14 protein-coding genes are annotated in these 16,899 nt (G+C 36.8%); 9 read left to right on the top strand and 5 right to left on the bottom strand.

The genetic code is table 11. The features are described 5' to 3' along the window. Positions 1-43: 43 nt before the first annotated feature. Complete coding sequence (locus ACQ76T_RS22425) at positions 44-919, bottom strand: TraB/GumN family protein (RefSeq protein ID WP_431345423.1); 876 nt, start codon at positions 917-919, stop codon at positions 44-46. A 152-nt stretch (positions 920-1,071) separates the two neighbouring features. Further along, positions 1,072-1,983, bottom strand: coding sequence for a DUF4349 domain-containing protein (locus tag ACQ76T_RS22430; protein ID WP_431345424.1), 912 nt, complete (start codon positions 1,981-1,983; stop codon positions 1,072-1,074). A gap of 207 nt (positions 1,984-2,190) precedes the next feature. On the opposite strand from ACQ76T_RS22430, the gene ACQ76T_RS22435 reads away from it, so the two are divergent. Continuing rightward, the gene (locus tag ACQ76T_RS22435; protein ID WP_431345425.1) at positions 2,191-3,549 is read left to right on the top strand and encodes an acyl-CoA dehydrogenase family protein; all 1,359 of its coding nucleotides are present in this window, start codon (positions 2,191-2,193) and stop codon (positions 3,547-3,549) included. 62 nt (positions 3,550-3,611) lie between these two features. On the opposite strand, the gene ACQ76T_RS22440 is transcribed toward ACQ76T_RS22435, so the two are convergent. Next, positions 3,612-3,989: a DoxX family protein gene (locus ACQ76T_RS22440; protein ID WP_431345426.1), complete on the bottom strand. Its 378-nt coding sequence runs from the start codon at positions 3,987-3,989 to the stop codon at positions 3,612-3,614. 154 nt (positions 3,990-4,143) lie between these two features. Here ACQ76T_RS22440 and ACQ76T_RS22445 point away from each other — a divergent pair, with 154 nt between their 5' ends. Further along, entirely contained in the window at positions 4,144-4,395 is a 252-nt protein-coding gene (locus ACQ76T_RS22445) for a bacteriocin-like protein (RefSeq protein WP_431345427.1), read from the top strand. A 97-nt stretch (positions 4,396-4,492) separates the two neighbouring features. Here ACQ76T_RS22445 and ACQ76T_RS22450 read toward each other — a convergent pair whose 3' ends face one another. Together ACQ76T_RS22450 and lon are read right to left on the bottom strand one after the other, a co-directional pair. Then, complete coding sequence (locus ACQ76T_RS22450; protein ID WP_431345428.1) at positions 4,493-5,605, bottom strand: AI-2E family transporter; 1,113 nt, start codon at positions 5,603-5,605, stop codon at positions 4,493-4,495. Positions 5,606-5,800: 195 nt separating this feature from the next. Next, complete coding sequence (lon, locus tag ACQ76T_RS22455; protein ID WP_431345429.1) at positions 5,801-8,206, bottom strand: endopeptidase La; 2,406 nt, start codon at positions 8,204-8,206, stop codon at positions 5,801-5,803. Positions 8,207-8,467: 261 nt separating this feature from the next. Here lon and ACQ76T_RS22460 point away from each other — a divergent pair, with 261 nt between their 5' ends. The 7 genes from ACQ76T_RS22460 to ACQ76T_RS22490 all read left to right on the top strand — a co-directional run bounded on the left by ACQ76T_RS22460 (position 8,468) and on the right by ACQ76T_RS22490 (position 16,899). Continuing rightward, the gene (locus ACQ76T_RS22460) at positions 8,468-10,621 is read left to right on the top strand and encodes a SurA N-terminal domain-containing protein (protein WP_431345430.1); all 2,154 of its coding nucleotides are present in this window, start codon (positions 8,468-8,470) and stop codon (positions 10,619-10,621) included. 129 nt (positions 10,622-10,750) lie between these two features. Then, positions 10,751-11,701 (top strand): MlaD family protein, encoded by a 951-nt coding sequence (locus ACQ76T_RS22465; RefSeq protein ID WP_431345431.1) that lies wholly within the window; start codon positions 10,751-10,753, stop codon positions 11,699-11,701. 8 nt (positions 11,702-11,709) lie between these two features. Beyond that, complete coding sequence (locus tag ACQ76T_RS22470) at positions 11,710-13,041, top strand: 4Fe-4S dicluster domain-containing protein (RefSeq protein ID WP_431345432.1); 1,332 nt, start codon at positions 11,710-11,712, stop codon at positions 13,039-13,041. 89 nt (positions 13,042-13,130) lie between these two features. Next, positions 13,131-13,916 (top strand): (Fe-S)-binding protein, encoded by a 786-nt coding sequence (locus tag ACQ76T_RS22475; RefSeq protein WP_422695135.1) that lies wholly within the window; start codon positions 13,131-13,133, stop codon positions 13,914-13,916. Positions 13,917-13,934: 18 nt separating this feature from the next. Beyond that, the gene (locus ACQ76T_RS22480; protein ID WP_431345433.1) at positions 13,935-15,071 is read left to right on the top strand and encodes a hypothetical protein; all 1,137 of its coding nucleotides are present in this window, start codon (positions 13,935-13,937) and stop codon (positions 15,069-15,071) included. A gap of 108 nt (positions 15,072-15,179) precedes the next feature. Then, the gene (locus ACQ76T_RS22485; RefSeq protein WP_431345434.1) at positions 15,180-15,668 is read left to right on the top strand and encodes a hypothetical protein; all 489 of its coding nucleotides are present in this window, start codon (positions 15,180-15,182) and stop codon (positions 15,666-15,668) included. A gap of 97 nt (positions 15,669-15,765) precedes the next feature. Further along, entirely contained in the window at positions 15,766-16,899 is a 1,134-nt protein-coding gene (locus tag ACQ76T_RS22490; protein ID WP_431345435.1) for a glycosyltransferase, read from the top strand.

The following is a 16,899-nucleotide window of genomic DNA, read 5'->3' on the forward strand; positions in this document are numbered from 1 at the left end:
TTCAGTTGGATTACTCACAGTAGTTTCATGGTTTTGATTATGATTATAAACTTGTTACAGGTTTTACGGTGTAACCTTTTGCTCGAAGAAGAAGAATGATTCCGTTTTCACCCATAAGATGAGATCCTCCCACGGCAAAGAAAGAACCTTCCTTTTTCATCATTTCTGGCATTATTTTTACCCAGTTTTGATTTCTGTCGGTCAACATCGCTTTTTCCTGTTGGGCATTCATAAATCTTTCATCTTTGAAAAGACTGTAAAGCGACTGTGCATTTTCATTTTTGAAAGCGTCTATCATCTGTTTGAACAATATCTCATATTCCTTGCCCATTTTCAGCTGTGAGATGGTGCTTTTCAGATCATAAGCTGTATTAATCGCTTTCATCTGATCTTCAACTTTCTCCAGTCCTTTAATGCTCTTTTTATCTTTAATCGCTTTCTGCAGCAGTTCCATTTCGTAAAGCTTTATGTCAGTTTGAGGACAAGGAATTGCTTTGGTAGAAAGTAAAGCATAAAGAGCCTGAGGACTTGAAGAATCAACACTTTTCAGATCCGTTCCGTAATTGGCAAGAATGGTATTCAGTTCTTTAGCGTCTTCGGGAGACAGCTGATCCGATATCTTTTTATCAGTCTGAAACATTTTTTGTAATGACATCATCTCAGCAGGATCTGTATAATTGATTTCCATGACAAAGTTGTCAGATTTCTCAAGAGCTTTTAACACTTTTGGTTTGAGTTCAAAATCTTTGCTGCATAAGATATGGAAAGTTCCGGTAATGTAAGAGGGTTTAGTGAGACCGTTCCCGGACACTTCCCAAAGTAGGCTGTTGTTTTTTTCGGTGTTCATGTTTTGTGCTTTAGCGGTTATAGTATTCATTGATAATAATGCTCCGAATACAAATTTTATTAAATTTTTCATAGTATTAATTTTTTTGATTTTCTGTTCTTTAAACAGTAGGTAAAACAGGAGTTACAATCGTTACAGTTTTTTTCAAAAAAATAAAAACCTCCCATGAACAGGAGGTTGTAAAATCTAAAATTGTGATGATAACCAATTGGTTAGGATGGTTTTTATTCTTTGATATTAGAAGGTTTAGGTTTGGTTACTCTTCTTTTTCTCAGGAAATAAACAATTGCAGCAGCGATTAATAAAATTGGCCAGATGTTGATAAGAGCTACGATAATCCTCTGGATCAGGTAAAAACCATATACAAAGCCATCTTTTACATCATAGATGAAGTTGTATTTATACTTATTATCAATACTGGTTGTGTTAGTAACGGGAATTTCAGCAATACGTAGCTTTGGCTCTTTAATATAAATGTCAATCGTACTGTATTTAAGATCATCAGTCATGTTCATGCTTTGTAGTTTCTGAAGATTACTTTCTCCCATATTTTCATCATCCAGCTTTACTTTGTCTTTATTGGTCTTCAGCTTACTGATGTTTTCTGACGTTTTTTGGTTTCTTTTCCCCTCCAGTTCAGAATATTTGATATTCGCAGTTACGTCCTCAGCATTGATGGATCTTGAATTAAGAAATAATTTGTGGTTGTTGATCGCTGTAAGCAATTCTCCCAATTTTTCGGTGGGAATACGAACCTGCATGGCGTTTTCAGTCTGATATTTTTTGATCAGCATGGCTTCTTCATTGGAAGTATTGTAGGTATCTTCAGAAAGAACATTGCTTTTTAAGTTGCTGTTCGTAACAAAACCACCCAGTTCCTGCACCGATTTTTCAATAGCAATAGTCGCATTATACACATCCTTCACTTCCATATTGACGTCTGCAGTTTTAATAAATTGCTTGTCTTTCACTTTCATACTGGCAACAGAAGAAATACTGTCAGATACGACTGCAGCAGCAGAATCTGTAGTTGCATAATTTGCAAGTTCAGTAGATGAAACTTCTCCTTTTTTACATGAATAAATTCCTAGTAAAATAACTGCTGATAATGATAATTTAATGTAAGTGGTTTTCATAGCGTTGATTTTTTATTTTTGCTTGAACCAAAGTTCTGGCAGGATCTTTTGTAACGCTTGAATATTGGAAGTAAAAAACTTGTAAACGAAATTTTCTTTAGTATCGGTTTGAAATTGAGTGTTTTGTAAAATGGAGCTTCGGTTTCCTTTTTATTTTCGGAGTAATTTTTGCTTATCTTTTACAAACCAAAATCACAATATAGCATTATGTCAAATACTTTCTCCAAAATCAGAAACGCAATAGAATTATTCAGATCCATAGATTTTGATCAGCTGAGCTCCATTTCTTCAAAAGTTGACCTGCCCAAACTGATGCAGAATTTCTCAAAATTGGATGATAAACAACTCTCCGGACTTATGAAAATGCTTGATCCGGAAAAGAAAAAGAAAGAACTTCCTCCTATTGATGGAGATTTTTACGATATCTATCACACCCTTACTCCCGAACAGCGGGAAATTCAGCTGCAGGTAAGAGCCTTTATGGAAAAAGAAGTTAAACCTTTGGTAAACCATTACTGGCTTCGGGACGAATTTCCGTTCGAGCTGATCCCGAAATTTCAAAAACTTAATATCTGCGGAGTTACATATGAAGGATACGGATGCCCGGGAATGCCTTTTCTTATGGAAGGAGTTATTGCGATGGAAATGGCTAGAGTAGATGCATCTATTGCTACTTTTTTTGGAGTTCAGTCCGGGTTGGCAATGGGCTCTATTTATATTTGTGGCTCAGAAGAACAGAAACAAAAATGGTTGCCTCAGATGCAGAAATTTGAAAAAATAGGAGCTTTTGGTCTTACAGAACCCGAAGTAGGATCAGGAGCTGCAGGGGGCCTTACGGTAACCTGTAAAAAAACTCCGGAAGGATGGGTTCTTAACGGTCAGAAAAAATGGATTGGAAACGCCACGTTTGCAGATCTTATTATTGTTTGGGCAAGAGATTTAGATAGTGGGGAAGTGAAAGGCTTCATTGTAGAAAAAGATAATCCGGGATTCTCTGTGGAAAAAATAAAAGGAAAAATGGCGTTAAGAATTGTTCAAAATGGCCTTATTACTTTGAAAGACTGTGTTGTTACCGAGGAAAACCGTTTGCAGAATGCCAATTCCTTTAAAGATACCGGTAAGGTCCTTCGAATGACGCGGGCAGGGGTAGCGTGGATGGCCACCGGATGTGCAAGAGGAGCTTACGAAAGCGCTCTTAGTTATACCCGAAGCAGAGAACAGTTTGGAAGACCTATTGCTTCTTTTCAAATGATTCAGGGGCATCTGGTGGAAATGTTATCCAACTTAACAGCGATGCAGACTATGGTTTTCAGATTGTCTGAAATGCAGGATGAAGGGATCTTAAAAGATGAACACGCTTCTCTGGCTAAAGTATTTTGTACTTTAAGAACAAGAGATATTGTATCCAGAGCGAGGGAGGTGATGGGTGGAAACGGAATTTTATTGGAATATGACGTTGCCAGATTTGTTGCAGATGCCGAAGCAATTTATTCTTATGAAGGAACAAAAGAAATCAACTCGCTCATTGTAGGACGATCGATTACAGGATTCAGTGCCTTTGTGTAGAAAATAGCCAGCAGGTGATGGGTTGTAGAAACTGCAACCTGTCACCTGCTGCCTTATTGCCCTTATGAAACTAAATGTTTGTATTTCTCTCTATTGTCAATCAACATCCAAAGGTTAATAAGAAACATAACTCCGGCGATGCCCATTCCCATTGGAGATTTATCCATAGTGAGAACATGGGTGACAATTCCTACCATGACAGGTAAAATAACAATAGCCCCCAATCCTCTGGTTTTGGGAAAGATAAATAATAGTCCGCCAATTACCTCTACAGTACCCACCAGCGGCATTAGCCAGCTGATCTCGCTAAAAGCGGTGAACAGCTTCATCTGCTCCGGAGTGGGTTTTTCCATGGGCATATAATTAAAGAACTTGTTTAATCCGGCATTGATAAACATAAGTCCGAAAAGTAAGCATACAATGAATTTTACTATTTTCATGATTGATGATTTTATATCAAATGTAAAATAAAAATAGGATTCATTGGTTGATTTTTTATAAAAAATAGGTAATTAGTGTTAATGATAGGTTAATGTTGGTTTTTGAGTAATTTTTTTATTTACCTTAGAGAATCAAACTAAACTCATAGAAATTATGTTGAAAAATCTTAAAAAACTAGATCGCTCTAATTTAAGAGAGATCCAGGGAGGAGTAGGTATTGGCTTATGTGATATTGGCCCTATTGGCTGTCCATGTAAAATTCCTCCTGGCCACCCTTGTTTAGGAGGCGGAACTGGTGGTGGGAATCCTGGTCCTGATTTAGGATACTGCCCAGATAGCCAGTCTTATATTCTGTGTACAGAAACCTGTCCGAATGGAATGAGCCCTTATTGTGCCCTTCCTTAGTACATAATAAAAAAAGACCGTCCAGAAAAGGCGGTCTTTTTTTTGTAAATATATTAAATATTTGATTTTTAACTTGTTAAATAGTTTACGTTCCTACTTAATCCATTTCTTTTAAAGTGATATTCTTAGAAATTTTATAACTCTTTTTCTTTTTGTTGGGTTTTTGTTCTTCTCCGAGTAATCTTCCCCAAGGTTTGAGATCATCCACTCTTTCACAGATAATTTTGATGATTGCAATAGCCGGAATGCACAGAAACATTCCTGCAATTCCCCACAGATGTTCTCCTAAAAGAATCCCCACAAAGGAAAACAGGGCATTGATCTTTACTTTAGAACCTACAACAAACGGAAGAACAATATTTCCATCCACTGCGTGAACAGCAATATAGCCCATTGCCACATAAATGCACGTTGATGGACTGGATGTCGCAAATGCTATAAAACAGGAAATTAAAAGGGAAATAAAAATTCCCAGATAAGGAATAACATTTAGTAAACCTGTAAGTACAGCTAAAAGAATTGCATATTTTACCCCTAGAATGGTTAAAAGAATTGAAGTAAGGACAGATACAATAACCACCTGCAGAAAAAGTCCGAAAATGTATTTTTTGGTCATAATACGAATTTCATTTACCGCTTCCTGTACGCTTGCTTTATGTCTTTCATTGAAAACGGTGACGATAAAATTGTTCAAAAGTCTTCTGTAATTTAGAATGAAGATAAAAAACAGCGTAAAGAATATAATAAATCCAAATCCTGTTGAAAAAATTCCAAAAGTAAATCCTAAAATAGCACCCGAAGAAGACAGTAGCTTATTCAGTCCTTGGTTAATATAATCCACCTGTTCATCAACTTTAACATTGAATTTCTTTGAAACCCAGTGTTGTAGCCCGTCAAATACAGTAGTGAACTGATCTCTTAAATGAGGAAGATCTTTACTGAAATCAGAAAGCTGATTAGTAAAGAAATAAATGATTCCGCTTAAAATAACCAGCATGATGAAAACCGAAGTCATGGTAGACATGGACCTTGGAAATCTTAGAGTTCTTTCCATAAAAGTAGCGGCCGGTAAAAAAAGCATTGCCATAAGAAATGCAAGGAAAAACGGCGCCAGAATACTCTGTCCTAATGCCAGAAGGTAGCCAAGTCCAATGATGGAAATCACGACGAGCGTAAGCTTGACAAGGAAAGGAAGTCTAAGAAAATTCATAATTTAAATCTGTGGATGGAATAAAAATAAGAAAACCCATCGAATTGAGGAATTTTTTATTCCATCAGTGTTGAGTTTTATTTCAGCACATCAAATTTCATTCCATCCCTCCCGGAAGAGTGGGTATAAAACAGAAACACGTTCCGGTGACCAGAACGTGTTTCCTTATTGAGAAGTTAATATGTTATAAGCTGTTTATTTTTCGATGGCGATGTCAATCACTTCTTCCATTCTGTTGACGTAGTGTACTTTTAGATTTTTTAAATAATCTTTTTTAATTTCTTCTACATCTTTTCTGTTGGCCTCACAAAGAATAACATCTTTGATTCCAGCTCTGGTAGCCGCAAGAAGCTTTTCTTTAATACCTCCTACAGGAAGTACTTTTCCTCTTAATGTAATTTCTCCGGTCATCGCAAGATGTGGTTTTACTTTTTTATTTTTGAAAGAAGAAACCATTGAGGTAAGCATTGCAATACCAGCCGACGGTCCATCTTTAGGTGTTGCTCCTTCCGGTACATGGACGTGGATGTTTTTCTTATCCAGCTCTTCGTGTGGAATGCCCAATTCGTCGTGTCTTGCTTTAATATATTCCAAAGCAATTGTTGCTGACTCTTTCATTACAGTACCAAGGTTACCCGTCATGGTTAAAGCTCCTTTTCCATTGCTCAAAATACTTTCAATATAGAGGATGTCTCCTCCTACACTTGTCCACGCAAGACCTGTTACCACACCAGGAACTCCGGTGATCTCAGATAGACTTTTCGGTCTTGGAACTCCAAGAATTTCATCTACTTTTTCCAGAGAAATTTTAGAATCATATTCTTTTTCCAAAGCAGTTTGAAGGGCGACCCATCTTCCAATAGAAGCAATTCTTTTTTCAAGGGTTCTTACGCCGCTTTCCGAAGTGTGGGCTTCTATAATGTGTTTCAGCTCAGCATTTCCAAGTTTGAAAGATTTAGTGTCCAGACCATTCTCTTCCTGTTGCTTCTTGATTAAATGTCTTTTAGCTATCTCAATCTTTTCCTCCAAAGTATAGCCGGCAATCTGAATAATCTCAGTTCTGTCTAAAAGAGGGGTCTGTATTGTTGAAAGAGAGTTGGCAGTAGCAATGAACATCACTTTCGAAAGGTCGTAGCCCATCTCAAGGAAATTGTCGTAAAAGGATTTATTTTGTTCAGGATCAAGGACTTCTAAAAGTGCAGAGCTGGGGTCCCCATGAAGACCCTGTCCTATTTTGTCGATCTCATCCAATACAATGACAGGGTTAGATGTTCCTGATTTTTTGATGGATTGCAGAATTCTTCCGGCCATTGCACCAATGTACGTTTTTCTGTGCCCACGGATTTCGCTTTCGTCATGAAGACCTCCTAAAGATAATCTTACATATTTTCTTCCTAACGCATCTGCAATCGATTTTCCTAAAGAGGTTTTACCCACTCCCGGAGGCCCTACCAATAATAAGATAGGTGATTTCATGTTGTTTTTTAATTTTAAAACAGCCATATGCTCCAGAATTCTTTTCTTGATATCTTCAAGTCCGAAATGAGCTTTATCTAAAACTTTTTCGGCTCTGGCAATATCAAAAACATCTTTGGTATAGGTTTCCCATGGAAGGTCTGTAAAGAAATCCAGATAATTTCTCTGAACGTTATAATCCGGAGAATTAGGGTTTTGGCGTTGCAGTCTTCCTATTTCTTTCTGGAAATGATCTTCCACCTCCTGGCTCCATTGTTTTGCTTTCGCCTTATTAATAAGATCCTCTACATCTCCCTCAGGACCTCCGCCCAGCTCTTCCTGAATGGTTCTGATCTGTTGATTCAGAAAATACTCTCTCTGCTGTTTATCAAGATCTTTTGAAGTCTTCTGATGAATCTGGTTTCTCAATTCCAGCTTTCTGAAGTCCTCATGCATCATTTCATAACATTTGTTGGCTCTTTCCATCAGGCTTTTTTCCTCAAGAAGCCTTTGCTTAACCTCAGAAGAGAAGTTGGCGTTGGTGCAGATGAAGTTCAGCAGATCATCATTGTTGCTGATGTTCTTAATCGCGAAATTAGCAGCATTAGGAATATTAGGATCCAGCTCAATGATCTTTAATGCAAGATCTTTGATGTTATCCAGCAATGCTTCATACTCCTCTTGGTTTTTGGGTCTGCTGTCTTTTAACTTGGATATTTCCGCTCTGAAATAAGGTTTTATTTCAGTGATCTTTTTAATCTTGAATCTATGAAAGCCTTTCGTGATGGCTGTAATATTTCCTTCCGGTAACTTGATGATCTTGATGATTTTTGCAAGAGTTCCGGTAAGGTAAATGTCTTTTTCTGTAGGTTGTTCCAGATCTGAATTCTTCTGGCTTACAATTCCAATAAAATCGCCATTCTTTTGGGCTTCCTCAAGAAGTTGTATGGAAGTTTTTCTTCCCGCAGTAATGGGAATCACCACATTAGGGAACATTACCATATTTCTTACAGGAAGTATAGGGAATATTTTCTGTTCGGAATTTTTATCAGTTTCCGAGAAGTCCGAAAGATTGATTTCTTCAGCTACGATATCAAATCCGTCGCTGATCATTTCTTCTAAACTCATATCTTCAAATTCTGTCATAGTCAATCGGATGACAAATTGTCATTTTCGTTTTTAATCGTTAAAGTGATTTTCTATAAATATGCTCTGAAAACGTGTAGCATATTATGATATTATAAAACTCGCAATACTTATGCCATTTGTTTTTTAGTGAAAAATACGGTCAAAATTTCCTTTTTTGAATAATCTTTACGAATAAAAATTAAAATAAAGAACTTCTGCTTCTGTAATTTCTTAAAAATGTGTATTTTCGCAAACTGATAAAAAACTATAATTTATAAAATGGCAATTTTAGGACAGATTAGGAGTAAGCCTTGGCTTTTAATGGGAGTAATAGCCTTAGCGCTTTTGGCGTTCTTGGTGAACCCAGATAGTATCGACAAGGTTTTTGGTAAAAATCCTGACGTTTTAGGAAAAGTAAATGGTGAGAAAATCACCCGCGAAGAGTTCAATGATCAGCTTTTCGTGTTGCAGCAACAGGCTGAACAGCAAGGTCGTCCAAAAAACGGACTTGAGGAGCAGGCTTGGCAGTTACTTGTACAATCTAAACTTATCAAGCAGCAGTTTGAGAAACTGGGCTTTGAAATGACAGACGATTACTTCTGGAGTCAGATCCAGTACGATCAGATGTTTGCTCAAAATCAACAGTTCTTTGATGAGAAAGGTAATTTTAAAACTCAAGAGCTTAAAAAAGAAATTGAAACATTACAGAACACCAATCCTCAAGGATATGCTCAATGGTTGAAAACAAGAAAAACCGTAGAGTACAGACTAATGGCAAGACAGGTGTTTACCAATATTTCAGCAGGTATTACAACCGGTAAAAAAGAAGGGGAAGAATTGATGAAGCAGAGAGATCAGTTAGCTGATATCGACTTTGTGAAAGTGGATTATGCTGCTTATCTTCAGAAAACAAAGATCAATGTTACAACACAGGATCTTGCTGACTACATCAAAAAGCACCCTGTAACGTTCAAAGCGGAGCCTAGCAGAAACTTAGGAATTGTATTTTTCCCATCAAAACCTAGTGCAGCAGATGATGCATCAGCATTGAAAGAAATTACTAAACTATACTCAGGAGGTACAGACGCTAGCGGAGGTACAGAAAACTTCCAGAATACGAAAAACGATTCTATGTTTGTAACGGCAAATTCTGATATGCCGTTCAATCCTCAGTATATGACGCCTAATCAATTGCCGGCAACAATACAAGGTCAGATTGCTACTGCACCAATCGGGCAGACTTTCGGTCCTTACAAAGAACAAGATTTCTATGTAGTTTCTAAGCTTTTGAATAAAAAGACTTCTGACTCTACATTATCAAGACATATCCTTATCGCTTTCAAAGGAAGCCCTGCAGGACAAGGAGTAACAAGAACTAAAGAGCAGGCTAAGAAATTGGCAGACTCTATCGGAGCTATTGTAAAAGCTACTCCAGCTAAATTTACAGAATTCCTTAAGCTTTCTAACGATCCTAACTCTGCAGCGCAGGGAGGTAGCCTAGGTTGGACAACCCCGGAAACACCTTTTGTGCCGGAATTCCTTACTTATTTGGCAAACAATCCTAAAGGAGCCACAGGAGTAGTGGAAACTCAGTTTGGTTATCATATCATCAATATTGAAGATAAGAAATCAGGATCTATGGGATATAAAGTTGCTAACCTTGTGAAAGCAATCAAACCTTCAGATGCTACTGAAGCGGAAGTAGATAAAAAATCTAGAAAATTCATTCAGCAGGTTCAAGGGAAATCTTTCAACGATTTCGTGAATATTGCTAAGAAAGATAACTATCAGTTCACCAATCCTAAAGCGGCAAAAAGATTTGAAGGTCAGCTTCAGGGCTTAGGTACTGAAAAAGATGCTGAAATCTTAACTTGGGCTTTCGATAAGAAAAGATCAAAAGGAGATACAGAACTTTTCACTGTGGAAGGTACAGGAGATAAGATTGTAGTTTACATGAACGGAAAACAGGATGCAGGTCTTGCTGATCCGGAATCTGTAAGAGATCAGATTGAAGTTATTGTTAAAAATAAATTGGCTGCTAAACAGATCTCTGATAAAATTGCGGCAGCAAAAGCTTCAAGCTTAGATCAGGTTGCTACATTATTTGCATCAACAAAACAAACTGCTCAGGTTAACCTATTGAATCCTTCAGTAGCAGGATCTATGGAACCTAAAGTAGCTGGAGCTGCATTTGGAGTTGCGAAAGGAAAACTTTCTAACCCTATTGAAGGTGGAACAGGAGTTTATGTACTGATCAAAAAATCAGAAACAGTAAACAAACAACCTGGAGATCTTAAGCAGTTCACAGAGTCTATTACTCAAAGAAATGCAGGAATGTTCGGTCAGGCTTGGATGAAGAGTCTTCAGGACAATGCTGATATTGAGGATTTCAGAATTGAAATCTGGAATAAAATCGGAAACCAACAACAATAAGAAATCATTTCACTGATATAAAAAAGCGACAAATTTATTTGTCGCTTTTTTTTGTATTTAACGCAGAGTAATAAGGGAAAAGATTTATTTAAAATGTACTATATTTGCTTATTAGAAAAAATTTAGCAAGTGAAGTTCAGTAAAGAATTAAAAGCTGGTGTGATTGCACTGCTAGCTGTAGTAGGCTTTGTGGTATTGTTTCAATTCATGAAAGGGAAAAGCCTTTTTACTACCGACAATATATTTTACGCAAAATATGAGAATGTTGAGGGGCTGGCACAGTCTTCAGCCGTTTCTATTAATGGTCTCAAAGTAGGGCAGGTTGATAAGATCATCCCTCAAACGGCAAAAGACGGTAAAATCAGTTTCGTAGTGAAAATTACGGTTGACAATAAATTCGAATTTTCAAAAAATTCTACATTAGAAATTTTTGAACCAGGCCTAATGTCCGGAAAAGAGATGAGAGTAAATCTTACCTATGGTGGAGCGACCGCAAAAGACGGCGATACCTTGAAAGGTGCTTTTAAACTTGGAACATTAGGCAGCCTTTCTTCTCAGGTTGGACCCGTAAAAGATCAGTTACAGGTTGTTCTTCATAGAGTAGATTCCCTGATGACTAATGCCAATATGCTTGTAGACGCCCAAAACAGAGCCGAAATTAAAGCTTTGTTATCCAATCTTAATAAAACCGTTGGCGCATTACAGACAACTGCGGGAAGCGTAAATAATCTGGTAGGACACAATGATCCGAAACTTCAGAAAGTTTTAGATGATGCAAGTCTTACAATGCAAAGCGGAAAAGTTACTTTGGATAAATACGGGAATCTTGCACAAAGCATCGATACAAAGCAACTAAACGCAACGATTGCCAACCTTGATGCTACGGTAGGAAAACTGAATCAGGTAATTGGAGGTATTGATAAAGGAGAAGGAAGTTTAGGTAAACTAATGAAGGATGAGCAGCTTTATAACAATCTGAACTCAGCATCTTCTAACCTGAATTCCCTGATCGAAGATATGAAAGCCCACCCTAAGAGATATATCAATTTCTCTGTTTTCGGTAAAAACAATAAAGACTAATACCCCTTATGCAGTACATCGATAACATTATTTTCCTGATTTTATTAGTAGCCGGCTTTGGTCTGTTTGGCAAAAGCTTACTGAAAATTTACAGAAATATCAGACTGGGCCACGAAATAGATAGAAGCGACAGAAAGTCTGAACGCTGGAGCACCATGGCAAGAGTAGCTATGGGGCAGAGCAAAATGGTTAAACGTCCTGTTGCCGGTATTCTGCACGTATTTGTATATGTAGGGTTTGTTATTATCAATATAGAACTCGTTGAAATTATTGTTGATGGACTTTTCGGTACACACCGTTTTCTGGCGTCTGTCTTCGGAAAAAGCTTTTATAGCTTCTTTACCGCCACACTGGAGATTTTAGCACTTCTTGTGGTAATTGGAGTTGTTGTGTTTTTCATCAGAAGAAACTTTTATGGGGTTAAAAGATTAACCATGAAAGAACTTTTCGGATGGCCGAAGCATGATGCCAACTGGATTTTGATCATAGAGTTTGCCCTAATGATGGCTTTCTTTAAAATGAATGCTGCCGATTGGGTTCTACAGCAGAGAGGATTGCTTCATGAAGTTGGAAGCTTTCCGATCAGTTCTGCTGTTTTAGGTCCAATTTTCAATAATTTTGGAGACGGATTCCTTTTCTTTACTGAAAAAGGAGCTTGGTGGTTCCACTTTGTAGGAATTCTTTTCTTCATGAACTATCTTTATTACTCAAAACATTTGCATATTATTCTTGCATTTCCAAGTACCTGGTATGCGAATCTTGATAAAAAAGGGAAATTCAATAACCTTGATTCTGTAACCAAAGAAATCAAATTGATGATGGATCCTAATGCAGACCCTTACGCCGCTCCGGCTGAAGGTACAGAAGCTGATGTTCCTTCAAAATTTGGTGCAGAAGATATATTCGACCTGAATCAGGTGCAGTTGCTCAATGCCTATTCATGTACAGAATGTGGGCGTTGTACTTCTGTTTGTCCGGCTAATATTACCGGTAAAAAACTCTCTCCTAGATTGATTCTGATGAAAACCAGAGACAGACTTGAAGAAGTAGGAAGAAACATCGATAAGAACGGAAAATTTGTAGATGACGGCAAGAAACTGTTGAACGATTATATCACAAAAGAAGAACTTTGGGCATGTACAACCTGTAATGCGTGTACAGATGCCTGCCCGGTATTGCTAGACCCACTTTCCATTATTTTTGAAATGAGAAGATTCCTGGTGATGGAGCAATCTGCAGCGCCACAGGAACTGAATCTGATGATGACCAACGTGGAAAATAATGCTGCTCCTTGGCAGTACAACCAGGCGGACCGTCTGAACTGGGCAACGGAAAACTAGATAATTAATCGATTTGAAAATTTGAAATTGATTATCGTCTGTATCACTTTCAAATTTCCAAATTCTCACATTTTCAAATTGAAAAAGAAATGGATTTCAATATAAAAACAATGGCAGAGTACGCTGCCGAAGGAAAAGCTCCCGAAGTTTTATTTTGGGTTGGTTGTGCAGGAAGTTTTGACGACCGTGCTAAAAAAATTACAAAAGCATTTTGCAAGATATTAAATAAAATAGGTGTTGAATTTGCTGTTCTTGGACAGGAAGAAAGCTGTACAGGAGATCCTGCAAAAAGAGCCGGAAACGAGTTTGTTTTCCAGATGATGGCTCTTACCAATATAGAAGTTCTGAATGCTTATGAAGTAAAGAAAATTGTAACGGCTTGTCCTCACTGTTTCAATACTTTAAAAAATGAATATCCAAGCTTAGGAGGCCATTTTGATGTAGTACACCATACTCAGTTCCTTAAAACTCTTATGGAAGAAGGGAGACTGAAAATTGAAGGTGGTGCTTTCAAAGGAAAAAAAATTACTTTCCATGATCCTTGCTACCTCGGACGTGCCAATGATGAATACGAAGCTCCAAGAATGTTACTTGAAAAGCTTGATGCTGAGCTGGTAGAAATGAAACGTTGTAGAACCAACGGACTTTGTTGTGGAGCAGGAGGAGCACAGATGTTTAAAGAACCTGAAAAAGGAAACAAAGACATCAACATCGAAAGAACAGAAGAAGCCTTGTCTTTTGAGCCTAAAGTGATTGCAACCGGATGTCCTTTCTGTAATACAATGATGACAGATGGTGTAAAACACTTTAATAAAAATACAGAAGTTGCCGTAAAGGATATTGTTGAACTTCTTGCAGAAGCAGAAGATTTATAGATATAATCTTTACCCACTATGAAACTAAAATGGGGGATCTCCTTCTTCTTTGTATTATCTGTCCTTATATTTCTGACTTCGTGGAACTATAAGAATAGAATATACGATTGGGATATGCCCGGATATTTAGGAAGTATTTTCACTTCTGAATTTCCAGATTCCCCAGATAAAGTTCGCATACTTACCTACACTTCCATACAAAAAGAAGCATCTGCAGATCATTATGCAGATATTGTTGGGAAGAAGCCCTGGGATATTCCAAGGCAGTATTTCGAAAAAAATACTCAGGCTTTTACAGAACAATTGCCTTACTATCAGATAAAAATAGGCTATATCTTAACGATTACCGCTTTGTATAAGATGGGAATTACTCCTCCCATGTCAGTTTTACTGATCAGTCTTATTTCTTATTTCCTTTCAGGATTACTCATATTTTATACCGTTAAAACTATTTTCCCACAAAAATACTGGCTTGCCCCAATTATTACAATTGCAACCTTAGTTTTACCTCCTATAACGTATATGGCAAGAGTTTCTATGCCGGATATGTTTATTTTTATGTTTATTCTGATTCTCCTCTTAGGCTTACTAAAGAAATGGAGCCAATGGATGATGTTTTTGCTTTTATTGATGATTACTTTCATCCGTCCAGACTATATTACATTTACACTCACTTATCTTATTGCAGTATTTGCATTTCGATACTTTGAAGAAAAAAAAATCTCCTTTTACCTCATTGCACAGGGAGGCGTTCTTTTGTTGATGTATCTTGTAATCATTAAGTTCTATCATTATCCAGGCTGGAAAGATGTTTTTTATGATACTTTTATAGACAGAAGGCCTATTATTTCTGCTCATCCTGTGAAGATTACTTTGAATGATTATCTGCAGATTCTTTATCCAAAAATTCTTTACTTTAAAAAGGTAACCGTATCAGTTATAATAATGACAACTGTTATTTTCTGGAGTTCAAAAGATAAATGGACAAGGATGATTTCAGTTCTTTTTGTGGTAAACGTTTATATCAAATTCTTTTTCTTTCCGCAATCTGCGGTGTTAAGATTTTTTTTACCTTTTATTTTTCCCATTTTCATCATGATGCTTTATGCATTGAGTCAAAAATACAATGATCTCAAACTCGCGAAAATTGCGTAATTTTGTATTGTAAAGTATAAGGTCATACAATCATCATCAGGAAAATTTTGGATCATATACTGAAGAAAAAAATATTGTATAATACCTTGGTAAATAAATAATTACATTATGAAAATCGAAGAATCTAGTATTGTAGAAACCAGCGACTACAGAGTCATTATATATCCTGCTTCAAGACCTTTCGAAACTAAAGAAGCAAAAGCAATTACAGAAAAACTATTTGATTTCCTTGCAACCTGGGCGGCTCATGGGAAACCCCTTTCTTCCTCTTTTAAAATCGAAAAAAACCAGTTTATCGTGGTTTGTGTAGATGAAGAAAAAGAAATGGCTTCAGGATGCAGCATTGATGCTTTAGGTAAAATAATGAGAGAAATTGATGAAGAGTACCAACTGGGACTTTTCGACAGAATGAAAGCAAGCTTCGTAGAAAATGGAGAAGTGAAAACGTTGAAACTGATCGACTTTAAAACACAACTTAGAAACGGAGAAATCTCCAGAGATATTCAGGTTTTTGACTTTTCCAAAAATACCTATCTGGACTTCTTGAGCCACTTCCTTCTTCCTTTAGAGAAGAGTTGGGCGGCTTCTATAAAATAATTATAATAAGCTGATAAAGCTTATATATCATAAAGTGGAAACCTGTTTTCCACTTTTTTGTTTTAATGTATCTTTGTAAAGACTCGAATGAAAGCTAATGCCTAAAGTACTTTTTTTAACCACTTCCCATAATTATAATGATGACCGGATTTTCCATCATCAGGCGAAGGCTCTTAAGGAATTTGGGTATGATGTGAAAATTTGCAGTCTCTACGAGGAGTATAAAGGGAATATGGAAGGCATAGAGATTGAATCGTATGCCGTACTGGAAGAAAGTATACAAAAGAAAACGGAGACATTTCAAGACGTTTGTCTGAAATTTCTGCCTGATTGTATTATCTGTTCCGAACCGTTGGCTGTAGTAGCTGTAAAAGATTTCGTGAGAGATAAAAAAATAAGTTGTATCTATGATATTACAGAATGGTATCCTTCCATGTCGATGATAAGAGAATATCGTTTTCCCACTACCATTTTTCAGACAATAAAATTCTCACTGATTCAGATATATGCGGGCTTTCTAAGTACTCATTTTATTTTTGGTGAATCTACCAAGAAATTTCCTCTGGCTTACCTGTTTGGGTTAAAAAAACAAACGATTCTCCCTTACTATCCGGATCCGGTTTATATAAAAGAAAATATAAAAGAGCTGGAACCCGGAACTGTTTCCCTTTGCTATACGGGACAGATTTCAAAAGATAAAGGGATTGGAAATTTTTTTAATATTGTTCGTAAAATTCATGAAAAGGCTCCTGAGCTTAAGGTACAAACCATCATTATCGGCTCCACAAGACAGAAGAGCGATGAAGCCTATTTTTCAAAATTACTCAATGAAAATACCTTTGCAGATATTGAGCTCAGAAAACCTACTTCTTTTGAAAAATTTACAGAAGTTTTTGCAGATGCAGATTTTTGCTTTGACCTTAGGGAAATTAACTTTGAGAACAATCATTCACTGCCTATAAAACTGTTCTACTTTATGGGAGCAGGCAAACCTGTCATTTATTCCAATTTGAAGGGAATAAGACAGCATATGGGAAAACTTTCATTTGGAAGCCTTGTGGATCCCCGAAATTCAGATCAAATTGCTGAAATTGTGATCAACTACACAAGAAATCCAGATTTATACCGTTCTCATGCCATCAATGCCATAACAGAATTTAAAGAAAAGTACAATTGGACTATCATCAGGAATGCTTTTATTGATTTTGTCAAAAAATCTATTGATAAATAA

This window comes from Chryseobacterium sp. JK1, assembly GCF_050632815.1.
Lineage (GTDB): Bacteria > Bacteroidota > Bacteroidia > Flavobacteriales > Weeksellaceae > Chryseobacterium.